The organism is Streptomyces sp. CA-179760 (assembly GCF_050937045.1).
In the GTDB taxonomy this organism is placed as follows: Bacteria; Actinomycetota; Actinomycetes; order Streptomycetales; family Streptomycetaceae; genus Streptomyces.
The window spans coordinates 1,319,066-1,341,871 of record NZ_JBNJLZ010000001.1; the positions used below are offsets into that span (position 1 = coordinate 1,319,066).

At 72.6% G+C, this 22,806-nt stretch carries 7 protein-coding genes and 4 pseudogenes; 9 read left to right on the forward strand and 2 right to left on the reverse strand.

Annotation, left to right across the window (positions count from 1 at the left end; all coding sequences use genetic code 11):
- Positions 1-74: 74 nt before the first annotated feature.
- From ACQEV8_RS05755 to ACQEV8_RS05785, 7 genes and pseudogenes are all read left to right on the forward strand, one after another.
- Entirely contained in the window at positions 75-332 is a 258-nt protein-coding gene (locus ACQEV8_RS05755) for an acyl carrier protein (RefSeq protein ID WP_432957916.1), read from the forward strand.
- Between the two features lie 2 nt (positions 333-334).
- A pseudogene (locus ACQEV8_RS05760) lies at positions 335-1,942 on the forward strand (condensation domain-containing protein); the annotation flags it as partial.
- A 137-nt stretch (positions 1,943-2,079) separates the two neighbouring features.
- Positions 2,080-4,476 (forward strand): annotated as a pseudogene (locus ACQEV8_RS05765) (amino acid adenylation domain-containing protein); the annotation flags it as partial.
- Positions 4,477-4,508: 32 nt separating this feature from the next.
- Positions 4,509-16,799 (forward strand): annotated as a pseudogene (locus ACQEV8_RS05770) (amino acid adenylation domain-containing protein); the annotation flags it as partial.
- 202 nt (positions 16,800-17,001) lie between these two features.
- Entirely contained in the window at positions 17,002-17,211 is a 210-nt protein-coding gene (locus tag ACQEV8_RS05775; RefSeq protein ID WP_432957917.1) for an MbtH family protein, read from the forward strand.
- A 23-nt stretch (positions 17,212-17,234) separates the two neighbouring features.
- A complete protein-coding gene (locus tag ACQEV8_RS05780; RefSeq protein WP_432957918.1) occupies positions 17,235-18,236 on the forward strand; it encodes a TauD/TfdA family dioxygenase in 1,002 nt (333 codons plus the stop codon).
- A gap of 60 nt (positions 18,237-18,296) precedes the next feature.
- Complete coding sequence (locus ACQEV8_RS05785) at positions 18,297-19,547, forward strand: diaminobutyrate--2-oxoglutarate transaminase (RefSeq protein ID WP_432957920.1); 1,251 nt, start codon at positions 18,297-18,299, stop codon at positions 19,545-19,547.
- A gap of 117 nt (positions 19,548-19,664) precedes the next feature.
- On the opposite strand, the gene ACQEV8_RS05790 is transcribed toward ACQEV8_RS05785, so the two are convergent.
- On the reverse strand, positions 19,665-20,645 hold the full coding sequence (locus ACQEV8_RS05790) for a winged helix-turn-helix domain-containing protein (protein ID WP_432957922.1): 981 nt from the start codon (positions 20,643-20,645) through the stop codon (positions 19,665-19,667).
- Between the two features lie 88 nt (positions 20,646-20,733).
- On the opposite strand from ACQEV8_RS05790, the pseudogene ACQEV8_RS05795 reads away from it, so the two are divergent.
- Positions 20,734-20,883, forward strand: a pseudogene (locus tag ACQEV8_RS05795) (MFS transporter); the annotation flags it as partial.
- A 74-nt stretch (positions 20,884-20,957) separates the two neighbouring features.
- Positions 20,958-21,542, forward strand: coding sequence for a DinB family protein (locus tag ACQEV8_RS05800; protein ID WP_432957924.1), 585 nt, complete (start codon positions 20,958-20,960; stop codon positions 21,540-21,542).
- A 230-nt stretch (positions 21,543-21,772) separates the two neighbouring features.
- Here ACQEV8_RS05800 and ACQEV8_RS05805 read toward each other — a convergent pair whose 3' ends face one another.
- On the reverse strand, positions 21,773-22,765 hold the full coding sequence (locus ACQEV8_RS05805) for an aldo/keto reductase (protein WP_432957926.1): 993 nt from the start codon (positions 22,763-22,765) through the stop codon (positions 21,773-21,775).
- Positions 22,766-22,806: the final 41 nt, after the last annotated feature.

A 22,806-nucleotide genomic window follows, 5' to 3' on the forward strand; every position in this document is an offset into this window, starting at 1 on the left:
GCCTCGCCGGCGCGGGCTCCTGCCTCGTCCTCGCTCCGTCTTTCCTGCTTCTCCGCTCAAGAAGGAGACCCCTCATGACCGCTGGCAACCGTGACGTGCACATCTGGCTGACCGAGCGCGTGGCGACCTACCTGCGGCGTTCGCCGGAGGACATCGACACGTCCGTACCGCTGGCCGACTACGGACTGGACTCCCTGACGGCGCTCGCCATCACCGCCGACATCGAGGACGAGTTCGAGGTGACCGTGGACGACGCGCTGACCTGGGACCACCCCACGGTCGACGCGCTGAGCGCGGCTCTGTCCGGGCTGGTCGGCGGGAAGCAGGCCTGACGATGAACACCGCGCTCCCCCTGACGGCGGCCCAGCACGGGGTGTGGGTCGCACAGCGGCTCGCCCCCGACAGCCCCATGTACACCTGCGGCATCTACTTCGACGTCCCCGGACCGGTGGACCGCGCCCTGCTGGCCCACGCCGTGGAGCGGGCCGTGGCCGAGACCGAGGCCCTGCGGGTCCGCTTCCACGAGACCGACGGCGAGGTACGCCAGCTCCTGGACCCGTCCGTGACGGGCGAGTCGGCGTACGTCGACGTGAGCGGCGAGAGCGACCCGGCCGCTGCCGCGCGGGCCTGGACCGACGCCGGGCAGACACGGCCGATGCGCCTCGACGTGGACGGCGAGCGGCTGTTCCGGCACACCCTGCTGCGGCTCGGACCCCAGCGGCACTGGTTCCACTTCGGCTATCACCACATCCTCCTCGACGGCCGCGGACAGGTGCTGCACATGCGCCGGGTGCTGGAGACGTACTCGGCGCTCGCCGCCGGCGAGGAACCGCCCGCCTCCGGCTTCGCCGGCCTCGGCGAGGTCCTGGCCGAGCAGGACGCCTACCGCACCTCCGGGCGCCGGGAGCGCGACGCCGCCTACTGGCAGGGCGAGTTCGCGGATCTGCCCGACTCCACGGAACTCGGCTCAGGTACCTCCGGCCTCGCACCCAGTCTGCCCAGCGCGGCCGGCCGGCTGCCGAAGGGCGTGACCCACCGGCTGCGCGGCTTCACCGGGACCCGCTGGTCCCTGCCCGTGATCGCCGCCGTGGCCGCCTACACCCACCGCGTCACCGGCGCCCACGACGTGCTCGTCCGGGTGTTCATGGCGGCCCGGCTGAGCCCGCACGCCCTGGCGACGCCCGCCATGCTGGTCAACGAGGTACCGCTGCGCGTGTCCGTCGACGGCTCCACCAGCTTTGCCGAGTTGCTCGACCGGGTCGCCGCCCGCCTGGGCGAGGCCACCCGGCATCAGCGCTATCCGCAGGAGTCGCTGCGCCGTGACCTCACCGCCGCCGCCCACCCGGGCAGTCTCGGCGGGCCGTCCGTGAACATCCTGTCGTTCGCCTCCCCCCGCGTGCCCTTCGGCACCGTCGAGGCCGAGGCCCACCAGCTGGGCTCCGGCCCGGTCCGGGACCTGGCCCTGCACGCGTTCGGCGATCCCGGGGCCGCGGAGGGCATCGAGCTCGTACTCAACGCCCACCAGGGCCGCTTCACGCCCGGCACGGCGGCCGAGCACCGTGCGCGCTACATCCGGCTGCTGGCCGCCGTGACCGAGCATCCCGAGCTGCCGATCGGCGCGGTCGACCTTCTCGACGACACGCAACGGGAGCGCTTCCGCGCCCGGAACGCCACCGCACACCCGGCCGGCCCGCGCTCCCTGGTGGAGCTGTTCGAGGCCCAGGACCCGGCGGCCGAGGCCGTCGTCTGCGAGGGTGAGCGGCTGACGTACGGCGAACTCCACGCGCGCGTGAACCGTCTCGCGCACGCCCTGCGCGGGCGGGGCGTGGGGCCGGAGTCGCGGGTCGCGGTGCGCCTGCCCCGCTCGCTCGACCTGATCGTCGCGCTGTGGGCGGTGCTCAAGACCGGTGCCGCGTACGTGCCCGTCGAGACCGGCTACCCGGCCGAGCGGATCTCCTACGTCCTCGCCGACGCCCGCGTGTCGTTCGTGCTCGACGAGGAGAACGTACGGGTCCTCGGTGAGGGCGAGCCCGACTCGAACCCCGGCGTCGTCCCGCGGGGGACAGCGCCGCCTACGTCATCCACACCTCGGGCACCACCGGCCGGCCGAAGGGCACCGTCGTCACCCACGCCGGTATCGCCAACATGCTCGCCTGGATGCAGGACGAGTACCGGCTCACCCCGGCGGACCGGGTCGTGCACAAGACGCCGGTCGGGTTCGACGTGTCGGTGTGGGAGGTGTTCTGGACCCTCACCCGCGGCGCGGCCCTCGTCGTCGCCCGCCCCGGCGGCCACCGCGACCCCGCCTACCTCGCCCGCCTGGTCCGCGACGAGCACGTCACCGTCATCCACTTCGTCCCGGCGATGCTCGGCCCGTTCCTCGACGAGTACATCCCGACCGCTTCCCTACGCATGGTCAGCTGCGGCGGCGAGGCCCTGCCCGCCGGGCTCGCCGACCGCTTCCAGCGCGAGTGCGGCGCGCGGCTGCACAACTCCTACGGTCCCACCGAGTTCTCGGTGACCGCCACCTCCCACGCCTGCGCACCCGGCGAGCTTGTCACCATCGGCTTCCCCACCCACAACTCCCGTGCCTACGTGCTCGATCCGGCCCTGCAACCGGTGGCGGACGGTGTCACCGGCGAGCTGTACCTCGCGGGCGTTCAGCTCGCGCGGGGTTACTTCGACCGGCCGGGAGCTACCGCCGAGCGGTTCGTCGCCGACCCTCACGGCCCGGCCGGCACCCGCATGTACCGCACCGGGGACCTGGTGCGCCGCCGGGTGGACGGCGACCTGGAGTTCGTCGGACGGGCCGACGACCAGGTCAAGATCAACGGACAGCGCGTCGAGCCGGCCGAGGTCGAGGCCGTACTGGCGTCGGTGCCAGGCGTCGGGCAGGCCGTGGTCCTCGTCCATGAGTCCGCGGCGGGCGCCCGGCAGCTCATCGGCTACGTGACCGGCACGCCGGAGACCGACCCGCGGGCCCACCTCGCGGAACGGTTGCCCGCGCACATGGTGCCGGTGAGCGTGCTCGTGCTGCCGTCGATCCCGGTGACCCCCAACGGCAAGGTCGACCGCCGCGTCCTGCCCGTCCCGGACCGGCCGGCCGGCGGACGCGCGCCCGGGACCGCCACCGAACGCACCTTGCACGCCTTCGCCTCAGACCTGCTCGGCCGCCCCGAACTGGGCGTGGACGACGACCTGTTCGCCCTCGGCGCGGACAGCATCCACGCCATCCAGCTCGTCAGCCGGGCCCGCCGCCAGGGCCTCCACCTCACCCCCCAGGACGTCTTCGACCACCCGACCGTCGCCCGGCTCGCCGCCGTCGCCACCACGGCCCCGGCCACGCCTCCGCACGTCGAGGACGACCCGGTCGGCGAGCTCCCCGTGACGCCGATGGCCCGGCGCCTCGCCGAACGCGGCGGCCACACTGCCGGATTCGCCCAGTCGCTCCTCCTCGCCGCACGGCCCGGACTGTCGTACGACACGCTGGCCGCCGGACTCCAGAAGCTGCTCGACCGGCATGACGCCCTGCGCATGCGAGGCCGGCACATCCGGCCCATGGGCGCCGTACGGGCCGAGGACTGCCTGACCCGCGCCGGGGACGAGGACGTGGCCGGGCAGAAGGAGGCCGCCCGGCGCGCCCTGTCGCCCGACGACGGGGTGATGATGCGGGCCGTGTGGTTCGAGTCCGGCCGGCTGCTGCTGGTGCTCCACCACCAGGTCGTCGACGGAGTCTCCTGGCGCATCCTGCTGACCGACCTCGCCGAGGCGCTCGCCGACGGCGCACTGTCCCCGCCCGGGACGTCCCTGCGCCGCTGGGCCAAACACCTCGGCACGGCCCCGGACGACGAACTCCCACTGTGGAAAGACCTGTTGTCCGTCTCCGAGCCGGTCCTCGGCACCCGCCCGCTCGACCCCGCCGAGGACGTCCACGGCACCGCCCGCTCGATCACCGTCACCGTCCCGGCCGACCTCACCGGCACCCTGCTGACCACCCTGCCCGCCGCCTACCGGGCCACCCCGGACGACATCCTGCTCGCCGCGCTCTCGGCGGCCGTACAACGCCACCGTGGCGAAGGACCGGTCCTGGTCGACCTGGAGGGCCACGGCCGCGACCACCTGCCCGACGGGATGGATCTGTCCACCACCGTCGGCTGGTTCACCCGGATCCACCCGGTGCGCCTGGGCCCCGGCACCGGGATCGACGCCGCCCTGATCAAGCGCACCAAGGAGGAACTGCGCGCCGTCCCGCACGGCGGGCGCGGCCACGACCTGCTGCGCGACCACCTCGCCGGACTGCCCACGCCCCAGATCTCCTTCAACTATCTGGGGCGGCTGGACGCACGGGATCTCGGTGGCTGGCGCCTCGCCGAAGGCGAAACGGCCGTTCAACTGCTCGCCGACGACGACCTCGCCCTCACCCACGCCGTCCAGGTCGACGCCTGTGTCCGTGACGGCGCGCTCACCGCCGAGTGGACCTACCCCCGGGCGTCCTCACGGACGGCGAGATGCGCGCCCTCGCCGAGGCGTGGACCCGAGCCCTGGCCGAGCTGGCCGCGCACACGCGAGGCGGCCTCACTGTCTCCGACGTGCCCCACGTGCGGATCACCCAGGAGGAACTGGACCGCTTCCGCGGCGCCACGGACGTCCTGCCGCTCTCCCCGCTCCAGGAGGGACTGCTGTTCCTCGCGCTGTACGAGCCCGACGACCCGTACGTCGGCCAGCTCGTCCTGGAGATCGACGGCGGCTTCGATCCCGCGCGGATGCGGGCCGCCGCCACGGCCCTGCTGCACCGCCACCCCAACCTGCGCGCCGCCTTCCGCAGCCGCTCGGCGGGTGCCCCCGTGCAGGTGGTCCCCGCCGACGTCAAGGTGGACTGGGACGAGCGCGACGAGGACGACCTGGAGGCGTTCCTCGCCCGTGACCGGGCCCGTGGCTTCAGTGTCGTCCGGCCGCCCCTGCTGCGGTTCACCGCGCTCGGCGACCGCCTGGTGCTGACCCACCACCACCTGCTGCTGGACGGCTGGTCCCTGCCGCTGCTGGTGCGCGACCTGTTCACCCTGTACGGCGGCACCGAACTGCCCCCGGCCGCCCCGTACCGCGACTACCTGGCGTGGCTCGGCCGGCAGGACCACGACGCCTCCGCCGAGGTGTGGCGCCGGCAGCTCGCCGGCCTCGCCGCACCCACCCTGCTCGCCCCCGCCGACCGCACCTCGGACGAGCACGACGTCCACGAGCTCGTCCTGCCCGAAACGCTGACCGACGCCCTGTCGGCGACGGCCCGGGCTCACCGGCTCACCCTCAACACCGTCGTCCAGGGGCTGTGGGGCCTGTTACTGAGTGCCTTCACCGGCCGCGACGACGTCGTGTTCGGCGCGACCGTCTCCGGGCGCCCGCCCGAGCTGCCCGGCGCGGAGTCGATGGTCGGACTGTTCGTCAACACCCTCCCGGTCCGCGTCCGCGTCGACCGCGACGAGTCACTGGCCGCGCTGCTGGCCCGGCTCCAGCACGAGCAGCGGTCCCTCCACCCCCACCAGCACGCCTCCCTCGCGGAGATGACCCGCGCGTCCGGCTTCGACGCCCTGTTCGACACCGTCGTCGCCTTCGAGAACTACCCGATGAGCGACGGCATCGTGGCCGGCGGACTGCGCCTCGCCCACGCCGAGCTCGTCGAGCGCACCCACTACCCGGTCAGCCTGTCCGTCTTCCCGGAGGAGCGGCTGCGGCTGCGGTTCTCGTACCTCGCCGGTGCCTTCGACGCGACGGCCGTCGCACGGCTCGCCGGCCTCCTGGCGGACCTGATCGGTGGCGCGGCGGCCGGACTCGACGTCCGGACCGGTGAGCTGACCGCGGTGAGCGAGGACGACCGGCGGCTCGTCACCGGCGTCCGTACGGCAGAGGCCCCCGCGAGGACCGCCCCCACCGTCGGCGGCGGTGAGCCTCGCTCGCCCGAGGAACGGACGCTGTGCGCCATCGTCGCCGATGTCCTCGGCGTCGAACGGGTCGGTGTCGACGACGAGTTCTTCGCGCTCGGCGGCACCTCGATCCTGATGATCCGCCTGGTCCACCGGGTACGCGACGAGTTCGGCGTCGACCTGTCCCTGCGGGACCTCTTCGCCGCCCCGACCGTCGCGGGCGTCGCCGAACGCCTGACCCGGCTCTCCCCTCAGGCCAAGCGCCTCACGGCGGAGGAGCGGCCCGACCGTGTCCCGCTGTCGTTCGCCCAGGAACGCATGTGGTTCCTGCAGCGGCTCCAGGGCACCTCCGGCACGTACAACATCCCCCTCCAGATCCGGCTGACCGGCGCCCTCGACACCGACGCCCTCGCCGGCGCGCTGGCCGACCTCGTCGCCCGCCACGAGGCGCTGCGCACCGTCTACCCGGAGGACGCCGACGGCCCGCACCAGGTCGTCATGCCCCCCGAGACGCCGTACACCACGGAGGTCGTACGGGACGCCGCCCCCGACCTCGCCGCCGACGCCGCCCGCCCCTTCGACCTGACCCGCGACGTGCCCCTGCGGACGACGCTGTACGAGACCGGCCCCGGCACCCACGTGCTGCTGCTGGTCGTGCACCACATCGCGGCCGACGGCGCCTCGCTGCGCCCGATGGCCGAGGACATCACGTCCGCCTACCGTGCCCGCACCGGCGGCAGCGCATCCGGCTTCCCCGAACTGGCCGTCCACTACCCGGACTTCGCGATCTGGCAGCGCGGGACACTCGCCGCGGACCTGCCCCGCCAGATCGACTACTGGAAGCAGCACCTCGACGGCCTCCCGCCCGAGGTCACCTTCCCCGGCGACCGGCCGCGCCCGGCGGTGGCCACGCACCGCGGCGACCACGTGGAGTTCCCCGTCGGCCCGGAGCTCTACCAGCGGATGCTGGACCTGGCCGGCCGTACCCGCACCACCCCGTTCATGATCCTCCAGGCCGCCGTGTCGCTGCTGCTGACCCGGCTCGGCGCGGGCGAGGACATCCCGCTCGGCGGTGTGATCGCCGACCGGCCCGACTCGGTGCTCGACGACGTGGTCGGCGTCTTCATCAACACCCTCGTCTACCGCATGGACACCTCCGGCGACCCGAGCTTCGAGGAGCTGCTGGTCCGCGTCCGGGAGACGGGCCTCGCCGCCTACGCCCACCAGGGCGTCCCCTTCGAACGCCTGGTGGAGGAGCTGAACCCGGAGCGCTCCCGCTCGCGGCACGCCTTCTTCCAGGTGATGCTGGCCTGGCTGGACCTCACCGAGGCCCGCTTCGACCTGCCCGGCGTCACCGCCGACCCGGGCCCGGTGACCAGCGGCACCGCCAAGTTCGACGTGCACTTCGACTGCCACGTCCACGAGGACGGCGGGCTGCTGTGCCGCCTGGAGTACGCCACCGACCTGTACGACCGGCGCACGGCGGAGAGCTTCGCCGCCAGGTTCGTACGCGTCCTGGAGCACGTCACCACCGATCCCGCGCAGCGCCTGTCCGAGGTGGACGTCCTCGGGGCCGAGGACCGCGCCCTCGTCCTGCACGGCTGGAACGGCACCGGCCTCGCCTGGGACGACCCGCGTTCGATCGTGGAACGCTTCGAGGAGCAGGACCCGGACGCCGAGGCCGTCCGCTTCGAGGGCGAGCGCGTCACCTACGGCGAGCTGAACGCCCGCGTGAACCGCCTCGCGCACGCCCTGCGCGACCGGGGTGTCGGCCCCGAGTCTCGGGTCGCGGTGAAGCTGCCGCGCTCGGTGGACCTGGTCGTGGCGCTGTGGGCGGTGCTCAAGGCGGGCGCCGCGTACGTGCCCATCGACACCGGCTATCCGGCCGACCGGATCGCCTACATCCTTGAGGACTCCGACGCGACCCTGCTCATCTCCGACCGGGACGTGGACGGGTTCGACCGGATCGGACCCGAGAGCGGGGAGCGCGCGGAGAACCCGGGTGTGCCGGTGCACGGTGAGAACGCCGCCTACGTCATCTACACCTCCGGCTCCACCGGCCGCCCCAAGGGCACCGTCAACACCTACGCCGGCATGGCCAACCGCCTGTGGTGGATGCAGCGCGATCACGAACTGACCGCCAACGACCGGGTGTCGCAGTCCACCCCGGTGAGCTTCGACGTCTCCGTATGGGAGGTCTTCTGGACCCTCAGCCACGGCGGCACCCTCGTCGTCGCCCGCCCCGACGGCCATCGCGACCCGCTCTACCTGGAGCGGCTGATGAGCGAGCAGCGCGTCACGGTCGTCCACCTCAGCTCCTCGATGCTGGGCGCCTACCTCGCCGAGACCCGGCTGCCGGACTCGGTGCGCCTGGTCGTCTCCGGCGACGAGGCGCTGCCCGCCGAACTGGTCCGCCGATTCCACGAGCACGCGGCGAACGAGGCCGCCGTACTCCTCAACGCCTACGGCCCGACCGAGGCCGCCGTCGACGTCACCACCTGGCCGGCCGGCCCGGACACCGAGACCGTGCTGATCGGCGGCCCCGTCCCCAACACCCGCATGTACGTGCTGGACGCCGATTTGGCCCCGGTCGCGCCGGGCGTGCCCGGGGAGCTGTACTGCGAGGGCGTCCAGCTCGCTCGCGGCTACCTCGACCGGCCCGCCCTGACCGCCGAGCGGTTCGTCGCGAGCCCCTACGGCCCGCCCGGATCCCGTATGTACCGCACGGGTGACGTGGCCCGTTGGACGGCGGACGGCGAACTGGAGTACCTCGGCCGCGCCGACAACCAGGTCAAGCTGCGCGGCTTCCGGGTGGAACTCGGCGAGATCGAGGACGCGCTCGCCGACCATCCGGCCGTGGCCCAGGCCGCCGCGGCCGTCCACGGCCAGTGGCTCGTCGGCTACGTCGTCCCCGCCGACCCGAACACCCCGCTCGACGCCGCGGACGACATCCGCGACCGGCTCGCCGCCCGGCTGCCCGAGTACATGGTCCCGGCCCAGATCGTCACCCTCGACATGCTGCCGCTCACCCCGAACGGCAAGCTCGACCGCAAGTCCCTGCCCGCCCCCGACGTCACGCACACCACCGGACGCGCGCCGCGCACCCCGCAGGAGGAGATCCTGTGCGGGCTGTTCGCCGACGTGCTCGGCGTCCCCGAAGTGTCGATCGACGACGACTTCTTCGCGCTCGGCGGCCACTCCCTGCTGGTGACCCGGCTGGCGAGCCGCATCCGCGCCGCCCTCGACGCCGACATCGAACTGTCGGTGCTGTTCGAGGCGACGACCGTGGCGAGGCTCGCGACCCGGCTGGACGGCAACGGACCGCGCCGCCGTGGCATCACCGCACAGCCGCGCGACGGGCGCCTGCCGCTGTCGTACGCCCAGGAACGGCTGTGGTTCCTGCACCGCTTCGAAGGCCCGTCCCCCACGTACAACCTGCCGGTCGCGCTGCGGCTGACCGGCGACCTCGACGCCGCCGCGCTCACCACCGCCCTGGACGACCTGGCCGCACGGCACGAGGCGCTGCGCACGGTCTTCGCCGAGGACGGACACGGCGTCCACCAGGTCGTCCTGCCGTCCGTACCGGCGCTGACCGTCGTGCGGGTCTACGAGGAGAGGCTCGCCGCACGCATGGCCGAAGCTGTCCGTGCCCCGTTCGACCTCACCGCCCAGCCTCCGCTGCGGACCACCCTGTTCGACCTCGGCGCCGGGGAGTACGTGCTGCTCCTCGTCCTGCACCACATCGCCGGCGACGGCGCCTCCATGGCCCCACTCGCCCGCGACCTCGCCACCGCCTACGCGGCCCGGACCCAGGGTGAGGAACCCGCCTGGGTGCAACTCGCCGTCCAGTACGCCGACTTCGCGGTATGGCAGCGGCGGGCGCTGGGCGCGGCCGACGACCCGGACAGTGCCCTGGCCCGGCAGCTCGACCACTGGCGCGCCGCACTCGCCGGGCTGCCCGAGCAGATGGAGCTGCCCTTCGACCGGCCCCGGCCCGCCGTGCCCACCCACGGCGGCGACACGGTGCCCTTCGCCGTCGAACCCGACGTCCACGCGGCCCTGGTCCGGCTCGCCCGGGAGCACCACACGACCGTCTTCATGGTCGTGCACGCCGTCCTGGCCACCCTGCTGCACCGGCTCGGCGCGGGCGACGACATCGTCATCGGCTCCCCGGTCGCCAACCGCACGGACGACGCCCTGACGCCCCTCGTCGGCTTCTTCGCCAACAACCTCGTGCTGCGCACCGACCTGACCGGCGACCCCGACTTCACCGAGGTGCTGCGCCGGGTGCGGGCCGCCGACCTGGCCGCCTACGCCCACCAGGACGTGCCGTTCGAGCGGGTCGTGGAGGCGGTGAACCCGGCGCGCTCCACCGCCCGGCACCCGCTGTTCCAGACCGGCTTGAACTTCAACAACGCCGACCAGCAGGCGGCGTTGGACCTCGCCGTCGACCTGCCCGGGCTCACGGCGCGCGTCCAGCCGGTCGCGTCGCCCTCCGCCAAGTTCGACCTGTCGTTCTTCCTCACCGAGCAGCCCGAGGGCGGGGTGAGCGGGCTCCTGGAGTTCGCCACCGACCTGTTCGACCGCGACTCGGCCGCCCGGATCGCGGAGCGCTTCACCCGTCTGCTGGCCGCCGTCACCGCCGAACCCGGCCGCCCGGTACGGGAGTTCGACGTTGTGGACGACGACGAGCGGCGGCTGCTGCTCACCGAGTGGAACACCACCGGCCACGAGGTGCCGTCGGCCACCCTCACCGACCTGATCGAGGCCCAGGCCGCCCGCACCCCGGTCGCCCCGGCCGTCGTCTTCGGGGCGACCGAGCTGTCGTACGCCGAACTCGACGCCCGCGCCAACCGGCTGGCCCGGCACCTGATCGGCCTGGGCGCCGGCCCGGAGCGGTATGTCGCCGTGCTGCTGCCGGTCGGCGAGGACCTCCCGGTGACCCTGCTGGCGGCGCTGAAGACCGGTGCCGGCTATCTGCCGCTCGACCCGGCGCACCCGGCGGAACGGCTCGCCTTCATGCTGGGGGACATCGCGCCGGCCGCGGTGGTCACGACGGCTGGACTGGCGGATGCCGTTGGGCCGTTGACGGACGCACCAGTGATCCACACGGAAGATCCGGCGATCGCGGAACAGTCGTCCGCCCCGCTCACCGGAGTGGTCCGGCGGCCCGAGCACGCCGCGTTCGTCATCTACACCTCGGGCTCGACCGGGCGCCCCAAGGCGGTCGTCGTCGAGCACCGCTCGCTGGTCGCCTACCTGGCCTGGGCGACGCACGAGTACGAGAGCCTGCGCCGGCGCGTCCTGGTGCACTCGCCGGTCTCCTTCGACCTCACCGCCACCGGCATGTTCGGCCCGCTGATCTCCGGCGGCACCGTGGAACTGGTCCGCTGGACTTCGAGCGGCCCCGATCCCGACGCCGACGTCACCCGGCCCGACTTCGTCAAGGCCACGCCGAGCCATCTGCACCTGCTGGGCGTGGTGCCCGAGGAGTACTCCCCGGAGCGCCAACTCGTCGTCGGCGGCGAGTCGTTGCTCGGCGACGTGCTGGACGCCTGGCGCGCCCGGCACCCCGGGGTGACCGTCCTCAACGAGTACGGACCGACCGAGACGACCATCGGCTGCAGCCTGTTCCGCATCGACCCCGGCGCCCCGGTGCCGCCCGGCGTCATCACCATCGGCACCCCGGCCTGGAACACGCGGATGTACGTGCTGGACGCGCTGCTGCGCCCGGCCCCCGTCGGCACGGCGGGCGAACTGTACGTCGCGGGCGACCTCGTCACCCGCGGCTACCACGGCCGCCCCGGCCTGACCGCCGGGCGTTTCGTCGCCGACCCGTTCGGCCCGCCCGGATCCCGGATGTACCGCACCGGTGACCTGGCCCGCTGGACCGCCGCAGGGCTGCTGGAGTTCGTCAGCCGCGTGGACGACCAGGTGAAGATCCGCGGGTTCCGCATCGAACTCGGCGAGGTGGAGGCCGTTCTGACGGGCCGGCCCGGCATCGACGCGGCCGCCGTGGTGGTCCGCGAGGACACCCCCGGCGACAAGCGTCTCGTCGCCTACGTGGTGCCCGAGCCGGACCGCCCGGCGGACCCGGCCGCCCTGCGCACCGCCGCCGCGCGGGCCCTGCCCGACTACATGGTCCCCGCCGCCTTCGTCGTCCTGGAGACCCTGCCGCTGACCGCCAACGGCAAGATCGCCCGCAAGGCGCTGCCGGCCCCGGACCTCGGCTCGCAGGGCTCGGGCCGACCGCCCGCCGAGGGCACCGAGCGGCGCGTGGCGGACCTCTTCGCCGCCGTCCTCGGCGTGCCCGAGGTGGGCGCCGACGACGACTTCTTCCGCCTCGGCGGCCACTCCCTGCTCGTCGCACGGCTGGTCAACCGCGTCCGGGCCGGCCTCGGCGCCGAACTGTCCATCAGGGAGGTTTTCGAGCACGCGACCGTCGCCGGGCTCGCGGAACTGCTGTCGGGCCGGCCGATCCACGTCTCCCGGCCGCCGCTGGTCCGCCGGGAACGGCCCGAGCGGGTGCCCCTGTCGGCGGCGCAGCGGCGGATGTGGTTCCTCGACCGGCTCGACGGACAGGCGCGGACGTACACCATCCCCGTCGTCCTGCGGATGACCGGCGCCCTCGACAGGGACGCCCTGCGGGACGCCTTCGGCGACCTGGTCCGGCGGCACGAAGTGCTGCGCACGGTGATCGCCGAGGGGCCGGAGGGGCCTCACCAGGTCGTCGTCGACACAGAACCGCGCTTCGTGATCCGGTCGTACGAGCCGGCCGACTTCGACGCGGGTATCGCGGAGGCCGCCATCGCGCCGTTCTCCCTGGACCACCAACTACCGGTCCGTGCCGTGCTGTTCACCGACGGGGACCGCGAACACGCCCTGCTGCTGCTCCTGCACCACATCGCGGGCGACGGCGCGTCCATGCGGCCCCTCGCCGAGGACCTCTCCACGGCTTACGCCGCCCGCCTCGCCGGCCGCGCCCCCGACTGGGCCGCGTTGCCCGTCCAGTACGCCGACTACGCGCTGTGGGAGCGGGAACTGCCCGCCGACCGGGTCGACTTCTGGACGAAGGAGCTGGCCGGGATCCCCGACCAGATCGAGCTGCCCGCCGACCGGCCCCGGCCCGCCGTAGCCTCCCAGCGCGGTGGCACGGTGCCCTTCACCGTCCCGGCCGGAGTGCGGGAGCGTGTCGATGCGCTCGGCCGGGGCCGGGGCGCCAGCGCCTTCATGGTGCTGCACGCCACGCTCGTCACCCTGCTGAACCGGCTCGGCGCCGGCGACGACATCGTGATCGGCACGCCCGTGGAAGGCCGCCCGGACGCCGCGCTCGAAGACCTCGTCGGGCTGTTCGCCAACACCCTGGTGCTGCGCACCGACACCTCCGGCGCACCCACGTTCGAGGAACTCCTCGACCGGGTGCGAGCGGCGGACGTGGCGGCGTACGACCACACCGACGTGCCGTTCGAGCAGCTGGTCGAGGTCCTCAACCCGGCGCGCTCGCGCTCCAGGCACCCCCTGTTCCAGGTCATGCTGACGGTCAACCAGGAGGCCGTCGCACCCACGCTGCCCGGGCTTGAGGTGACTGTCGGGGACGTGCCCGGCGACCGGGCCAAGTTCGACCTGTCGCTGATGCTCGCCGAGAGCGGCGAGGGCGGCTGGTCGGGATGGGTCGAGTACGCCTCGGACCTGTTCGACCGTGCCACCGCCGAGAGCGTCGCCGCCCGCTATCTGCGCCTGCTCCAGGAGGTGACCGCCGACCCGGCGCGGCCTCCGCACGCCCTGCCCCTGCTCACCCCTTCCGAACGCGAGGACGCCCTCGTCCGCCGCAACGACACCGCCCGGCCCCTGCCGCGGGCATCGCTGCCGGAGATGTTCGAGGCACAGGTGGCGCGCACCCCGCACGCCGTGGCCGTCGTCGCGGACGGTACGGAACTCGCGGACGGTACGGAGCTGTCGTACGAGGAGCTGAACCGCCGCGCCAACCGGCTCGCCCGGCACTTGGCCGCCCTCGGGGCCGGACCGGAGACCGTCGTCGCCGTGGTGCTGCCTCGCCGCCCGGACGTGGTCGTGGCGCTGCTCGCCGTCCTGAAGACCGGGGCCGCCTACCTGCCGATCGACCCGGCCAACCCCCGCGCGCGAATCGACGCCCTGGTCACCGACGCGGGCGCCGCGATCGTGCTCGACGAGGACGCCCTCGCCGCCGCCCCGGACACCGGCGCGGACGGTGCCCCGGGCGTCCGCGTCCACCCTCGGCAGGCCGCCTACCTGATCTACACCTCCGGATCGACGGGCCGCCCGAAGGGAGTGGTCGTCGAACACGGCTCGCTCGCCGCCTATCTGAGCGAGGCCGCGGCGATGTACCCGGCCGCCACGGGCGAATCCCTGGTCCACACCTCCCTCGCCTTCGACATGCCGGTGACCACGCTGTTCACTCCGCTGATCACGGGCGGCCGGGTGCGGTTCGGGGAACTGGACGAGGACACACCCACCCCCGACCTGCTCAAGGTCACCCCGAGCCACCTGCGGCTGCTGGAGTCGCTGCCCGACCGCGTCAGTGACGCCCGAAACCTGGTCATCGGCGGCGAGGCACTCGACGGCACCGCCCTCCAGGCGTGGCGCGAGCGGCACCCCGAGGCGGTGGTGATCAACGAGTACGGCCCGACCGAGGCGACCGTCGGCTGTGTCGTCCACCGGCTCGAACCGTACGACGACCTCGCCGCGGGGCCGGTGCCCATCGGCCGCCCCATCGGGGGCGCGCGGGTGTACGTGCTCGACGACCGCCTCCAGCCCGTCCCCGACGGTGTGTGGGGCGAGTTGTACCTCGCCGGCGCCGGACTCGCCCGCGGTTACGCCGGGCGGCCCGGTCAGAGTGCCGAACGCTTCGTCGCCGACCCGTACGGCCCGCCAGGCACCCGTATGTACCGGGTGGGCGACCGGGCCCGCTGGAACCGTGCCGGGGTGCTGGAGTACGCCGGACGCGTCGACGACCAGGTCAAGGTCCGGGGCTACCGGATCGAGCCCGGCGAGATCGAGACCGCGCTGACCGCACTCGACGGGGTGGCCCGAGCCGCCGTGACCGCCCGCGAGGACCGCTCGGGCGACCAGCGGCTGGTCGCCTACGTCGTGCCGCGTCACGCCTCCAGGAGTGGCCTCTGCGAAGGCGGGCGCGGAACCGCGCCCCGTAGGGGGCTCGGGGAACCGCGCGACCAGCCCCCACTGGCCCGCAGTGAACGCACGGCCCATCCAGCGGAGCGCGTGGCGCCGCTCGACCCTGACGACCTGCGGGCCGAACTCTCCGCCACGCTGCCCGCCCACCTCGTACCGTCCGCGTTCGTCGAGGTCGACGCGATCCCGCTGAACGCCAACGGCAAGCTCGACCGCAGGGCACTGCCCGCCCCTCGGGACACCACCACCGGTACCGGTACCGGCCGGGCGCCGCGGACCGAACAGGAGGCCCTGCTGTGCGGGCTGTTCGCCGAAGTGCTGGGGGTGCCCGAGGTATCCGCCGACGACGACTTCTTCGCGTCGGGCGGTCACTCCCTGCTCGCCACCCGTCTGGCCGGCCGGATCGGTGAGACTCTGGCGGTCCGCTTCAACCTGTCTGCGCTTCTCGAAGCACCGACCCCGGCGGGACTGGCCCGCCACCTCATGGAGGGCGGCCCGCACGCCGCGTCATGGGTACCGGACTCGGAAGCCGAGCTGAGTGCCACCCTGCACTTCACGTCCGGCACATCCCCCGCCGGCCCACCCGACATGCCCCATGCCGGCCCGTCTGACGGTGACCCTCAAGAGATCCTGCTGACCGGAGCCACAGGGTTCATCGGAGCCTTCCTCCTGACCGAGCTGCTGCACCGGACCTCGGCGCGGGTGCACTGCCTCGTCCGTGCGCGGACCGACGCCGAGGCGATCGAGCGGCTGACCGGGGCCATGCGACGCTACGGCATCGGCCTCGGGCCGACGCCGGACGACCCGCGGCTGAACGTCGTCCGGGGAGAGCTGGCGGCAGTCGACCTCGGCCTCGCCCCTGCGGACTGGGCGAGGTTGCGCGAGCGGATCGACACCATCGTCCACAGCGGCGCACACGTCCATCACCTCTCGCCGTACACCCGGCTGAAAGCGGCCAACGTGGAGGGCACCCGGACCCTGCTGCGCCTGGCCGCCGAGGGCCGGCCGAAGGCGTTCCACCACCTCTCCACCCTCGGTGTGTTCAGGCCCGCCCAGGACTCCCGGCTGGTCACGGAGGATTCACCGATCGACGGTGAGAAACACCCCTTCGGGAACGGGTACGCGGCGAGCAAATGGGTCGCAGACCGGTTGGTGGAGCGTGCCTTCGAGCGGGGTGCCACTGGCGCCATCCACCGGCTCGGCCGTATCTGGGCGCATACCTCGACCGGTGCCGTCAGTCCGGACGACATGTTCTCCCGACTGCTCACCAGTTGCGCCGCGCTCGGCTGCCATCCGGCCGGACCGGGTCTGGAGGAAGCGCTGCTCCCCGTCGATGTCCTGGCCCGCGCCGTCGTGGAGCTGATCCTGACCGGGGCCGGAACCGCCCGTGTGCACCACCTCCACCACCCGCGCGGGGTCGGAGCCGGTGACTTCATGAGCGGGTACGACCGGATGCGCGGGACGGTCTCCGAAGCGGTCCCGCTCACCGAGTGGCTGCGGTGCCTGCGGCGCGCGAGCGAACGGGGACAGGACCTGCCGATCCTGCCCTACCAGGCGTATCTCGAAGAGCACGCGAGGAAGGCTCCGGACCCGCAGCAGCCGACTCTGGAGTTCGAGAACGAAAGGACGCTTCAGCGGCTGCGGGACTTGGCGGTCGCGATCCCGGACGTCGACGAGGCCGCGATCTCCCGCTATTGGGACTTCGTCGAGCGGTGAGGCGAGCCGCGCGGACCGGCCTCGGTGGCCCGGCTTCCACAGACCAGTGACCGTCCGTCGGCACCGAGGCTCGGCCGCAGCCCTCCGCATTGACCTGATTGACCGGCCACACCGCCCGGACCACCGGCCGCAACCGTGGCTCGACTCCCCCGCACCGGGAGGCGAAGCGCCTCCCGGCTCCCGAAAGGAACACCGACCCATCATGACCAACCCCTTCGAAAACCCCGACGGCGTCTACCGGGTCCTGGCCAACGACGAGGGCCAGCACTCGCTGTGGCCCGACTTCACCGCCGTGCCCGCCGGCTGGACCACCGTCTTCGGCCCGGACAGCCGCACCGCCTGCCTGGAGTACGTCGAGCGCGAGTGGACCGACCTGCGCCCCAAGAGCCTCGTGCAGGCCATGGGCGAGTGACACCGGCGAAAGGGGACACACACGTGAGCAGCGTCGACATGACGCAGGCACCGTACGTTCCGGCGAGCGCCGACGGCACGGTACGGTGCGACGCCCGCACCCTGGCCCGGCTGGGCCATGTGGCGGCGGAACTGCTGGACCAGGCGGGCGACCTGGTCGACGACCCGGCATGGGTGGCCCTCGCCCGGCACGCCTGGGAGGACGTCCCCGCCGAACTGCGGCGCACCGTGAGGGAGTTCCGCAGGTGTTCCGGCCCCGACGGCGCCCTCGTCCTCCGGAGGCTGCCCATCGGTGCCGCGCACCTGCCGCCGACCCCCATGGTGAGGGGCTCGGTCCAGCACAGCCCGTCGCTGCCGGCGGCGACGCTGCTGCTGTTCGCGGCCGGGCTCGGCGACCCGGCCGCGTTCGGGGCGGAGAAGTCCGGTGCCCTTGTCCAGGACGTGGTGCCGGTGCCGGGCCAGGAGGCGGTCCAGGGCAACGTCGGCTCGGTCGAACTCACCTTCCACACCGAGAACGCCTTCCATCCCCACCGGCCCGACCACGTGATGCTGCTCTGCCTGCGCCCCGACCACGAGGGTGTCGCGGAACTGCGCACCAGCTGTGCACGGCGTGTCCTGCCGCTGCTCACGCCCGGCACCCGCGAGGCGCTCGGCAGGCCCGAATACCTCACGGAGGCGCCACCGTCCTTCGGCCTGACCGGTGAGGGCACCGCGCACGCCGTGCTCACCGGAGACCCGGACGACCCCGACTGGTGCTTCGACGAGGCGGCCACCAAGGCGGTGACCCCCGAGGGCGGGGCCGCCCTCGCCGAAGTGGCCGAGGTGGCGCACCGGACATACACCGGGGTGCTGCTGCGCCCCGGCGACCTCGCCGTCGTCGACAACCGCGTCACCCTGCACGGCCGTTCGGCGTTCAGCCCGCGCTACGACGGCCGTGACCGCTGGCTGCAGCGGACGTTCGCGTTCAGCGACCTGCGCCGCTCCCGCGACCACCGCCCCGGTGACGGAACGGTGCTGGTCAGGTGACATCTCAAGTGACGTCGGCCCCCTACGCGTTACGAAATCCGATGGAAGGTACGCGCTGACATGACAGAGACCGCCCGGACGCCCGTCGCGGTGTTCGAACGTCACGAGTCGAACGTACGCAGCTACTGCCGCGACTTCCCGGTGGTCTTCGAGCGAGCCGCCGGACACCATCTGTGGGACACCTCCGGGCGCCGCTACGTCGACCTGCTGTGCGGGGCCGGCTCGCTCAACTACGGCCACAACCCACCCGCGATCGTCGAAAGGGTCACGGCCTACCTCAGGGCCGGAGGCCCGGTGCAGTCCCTGGACCTGCACACGGTGGCCAAGGCCGACTTCCTGGAGCGGTTCACGAACCTCGTCCTGGAACCGCGCGGGCTCGGCGACCACGTGACGCAGTTCCCCGGACCGGCCGGAACCCTGGCGGTCGAAGCCGCCCTGAAGCTGGCCCGCAAGGTCACCGGGCGCACCGAGGTGATCGCCTTCACCGGAGGCTTCCACGGCGCGTCCCTGGGAGCCCTCGCCGCCACGACCTCACCGCTGCTGCGCGGAGCGGCGGGGGTCCCGCTGACCGACGTCACCGTCCTCCCGTACGGCGATGCCCACGACGCGGTCGCCTCCCTGGACCGCGCCGAGGCCGCCGACCCGCCCGCGGCGATCCTGCTGGAGACGGTCCAGGGCGAAGGCGGACTCCACACGGCGCCCCGCCCCTGGCTGGCCCGGATCCGCGAACTCGCCGATACCACCGGCGCTTTGGTGATCGTCGACGACATCCAGGCGGGCTGCGGACGCACCGGTACCTTCTTCAGCTTCGAGGACGCCCCCGAACTCCGCCCCGACCTGGTCTGCCTGTCGAAGTCCCTCAGCGGAATGGGGCTGCCGATGGCGGCGCTGTTGATCCGGCGGGAGATCGACCGTTGGGCACCCGGCGAGCACAACGGCACGTTCCGTGGCCACAACCTCGCCTTCGTGGCGGGCTCCGCGGCCCTGGACCACTGGACCGACCCGCACTTCACCACCCACGCCGCCGAACTGACCACCGCGATCCGCACCAGCCTCGCGAGCATCACCGACGCCCTCCCGGTGGGTGCCGCCGAAGTCGTCGGCAAGGGAGCGATGAGTGGACTGAGGTTCCCCGCCCCCGGGACGGCCGGGCGGATACGGGAGGCGTTGTTCCGCGGCGGCATCGTCGCCGAGACCTCGGGGTCGGGGCATGTACTGAAGCTCCTGCCACCCCTGACGATCTCCCTCACCGAGTGGAAGAAGGTGGCGGACACTGTGGGCGACACCGTCCAGGTACTCGCTACGGCCTAGGTGTGCTGTCCGGGCGATCATGTGACTGCCCCGTGCCTGGGTTCTTTGTTGCGATCATGGGACGGGGCGATCTGACGGATGCCGCTTTCCCAGGCCTCGGCCGACGCCGCTGAGCCCTCAGCCCGAACCGGCGACCAGCGCCTCGCCGAGCGGGGTGCGCCGGTAGAGCACCGACCGTCCGGACCGGGCGCGGACGAGGAGCCCCGCGCCTCGCAGGATGGCGAGGTGGTCTCCGACCGCGCCGGGTGCCATGGCGAGGCTTCGGGCGAGGTGGCTGGTACTGGCCGGGGCGTCCAGCGCCAACAGCAGCCGGGCTCGGGCCCGGCCGACCAGAGCGGTCAGCGCGTCCGGTCGGGGGACGGTCGCCTGTTCGCCCCACAGAGCGGCGGTGCCGCGGGCGGGATAGACCAAGGTCCTGGGCCAGGGGTCTTCCAGGTGGGCGGCGATGTTCCCGACGAAGACCGAAGGGATCAGCAGGAGCCCGTCGCCGGCGAGGCGGACGTTTCCGACCGGGGGGAAGAAGCCGATCTCGATGCCGCCGGCGCGCCAGGCGATGCTCGGGTGCAGGCTCTCGATGGTCGTGGCCCATCCGTGTTCGCCGATCACACCCACCCGGTGCACGACATCGCGCTCACAGATCGCGCGCAGTTGCGGCCAGTCCGGGGCGAGCAGCTCGTGCCACGCCTGGTCCATCGCCTCGGCGATCCTGGAGACGGCGTCCGTGGAGTCCAGCACCGCGCGTACCCGGGGATCATGGGCGGACGGGCCGGTCGCGGTGGTGGCGAATTCGTGGCGGGCCGCTTCCAGCGGTGTGGCCCGGATCATGGCCAGGTCGTCTGCCCAGGTCTGGTGGAGACCGCGCGGGGGCGGTGCGACGAAGTTCGGTCCGGATCGCGGGGTGTGCAGGGCGAGGGCGGCGTCCAGTTCGGTCTCGCGGCGAAGCCGTTCGAAGGCCGGCAGGAGCCGGGCGGCCCAGGCTCGCGGCAGCGGCCGGTTCTGGCCGGCGAGCGAGCGCAGCAGCAAGCAGAGGTCCATCGCGGGCGACAGTGCGAAGCGGCTGCGCAGCAGGTCCTCGACGGAGACTTCGAAGCGGAGCACCCTGTGATGCTACGCCTGGCGTCTGTTCCGATTCGTCCAGCGACGAATCATTGGTGAGTGGCTCGGGCGCACGGCGAGGCTGGGCGTCATGACCCCAACCGCCGAACCCGCGCAGGTCAACCACCGTGCCACCTACGGGGAGGTGCTGGCCGAGCCGCGATTCCGGCTGCTCTTCTCGACCCGCGCCGTCGCGATCACTGCGGGCTCGCTGCGGATCACCACGTTCTCGGTGCTGGTCTCGGCTCTGCCGGCCGTCGCGGACCACGTACGGGATCTTGAGACCACGAACAGCCCATGGAAGGTTCATGCCACATGATCGATGAATTCGCGAAGGACAACCTGCACGGGAGACTGCGGCGGGACCGCGAGGCACTGCTCTGGAAACTCGACGGCTTGTCCGAGTACGACGCTCGCAGACCTCTGACGGCGACCGGGACCAACCTCCTCGGCCTGGTCAAACACGTGGCCACCGTCGAGGCCAGGTACTTCGGCGAGGTCTTCGACCGCCCTTCCCCGGAATCACTGTCCCGGTGGCAGGACTCCGACGGCAGCGATCAGTGGGCGACCGAGGACGAGACCCGCGATCAGATCATCGGGTTCTACCGGCGCACGTGGGAGCACTCGGACGCAACGATCAACGAGCTTCTCCTCGACGCCCCCGGCCACGTGCCGTGGTGGCCGGAGCCTTGTCCCAACACCAACCTGTTCGCCGTCATGGTCCATGTCCTCGGCGAGACCATCCGGCATGCCGGGCACGCCGACATCCTGCGCGAGGGCCTAGACGGCCGGACCGGGGTGCGCGCCGAGAACGAGCAGCGGATCGACGCGGAAGCCCGTGCAGCCTACTGCGCGAAGATCGAGCAGGCCGCCAGGTCGGCCGCACCGATCAAGGCTTAGTCGGGCTTATCAGGCATCCTGGCATCGGCTCGCACAGCGGGCGCAGGGCGCCGGCGGCGGCGGGCGAGCAGTCCCGCCACTGAGGCGGTCGTCCGCCGGCCGCTCGTATGGGCCGGTCAGGCTCGGTCCTGTGAATCCCATAACCCGGAACCAGATCATGGCCAGTGCACTCGTGATGATGTTCGTCCTGGTCGCGGTGGCGGCGACTGCGAACGACTGCGGCTCGACCGCTACCAGGCAAAGGCCTCCGGAGACGGTCCCGGTCCCGGGAAGATCTCGTCGAGCCCGGCCAGCAGCTCCTCGCTCAGATCCAACTCGATGGCGCGCAGGGCGGATTCGAGCTGCTCCTCCGTGCGTGGGCCGACGATCGGGCCGGTCACGCCGGGACGGGTGAGCAGCCAGGCCAGGGCGGCCTCGCCGGGCTCCAGACCGTGCTTGTCGAGCAGGTCCTCGTACGCCTGGATCTTCGCGTGTACTTCAGGACCGGACATGGCGCCCGCGGCTCGCCCCTCGCTGCGGCGACCGCCCTTGACCTCCTTCTTCAGTACGCCGCCGAGCGCACCGCCGTGCAACGGCGACCACGGGATGACGCCGAGGCCGTACTCCTGCGCGGCCGGGATGACCTCCATCTCGGCGCGGCGCTCGTAGAGGTTGTAGAGGCACTGCTCGCTCACGAGGCCGATGGTGCCGCCGCGACCGGCGGCGATCTCGTTGGCCTGGGCGATCTTGTAGCCCGGGAAGTTGGAGGACCCGACGTAAAGGATCTTCCCCTGCTGGACCAGTACGTCGATGGCCTGCCAGATCTCCTCGAACGGGGTGTCCCGGTCGATGTGGTGGAACTGGTAGACGTCGATGTGGTCGGTCTGGAGCCGCTTGAGCGACGCGTCCACGGCCCGCCGGATGTTCACCGCCGACAGCTTGTCGTGGTTGGGCCAGGCCGCGCCGTCCGCGCCCATGTTGCCGTACACCTTCGTGGCGAGGACGACCTTGTCGCGCCGCTCGCCGCCCTTCGCGAACCAGTTGCCGATGATGCTCTCGGTACGGCCCTTGTTCTCGGCCCAGCCGTACACGTTCGCCGTGTCGAAGAAGTTGATGCCCGCGTCCAGCGCCGCGTCCATGATCGCGTGGCTGTCGGCCTCGTCGGTCTGGGGACCGAAGTTCATGGTGCCGAGGACGAGCCGGCTGACTTTGAGTCCCGTGCGTCCGAGCTGCGTGTACTTCATGGACTGCACGCTAGTCGCGTGGAGTGCGCTCTAGGCAAGCA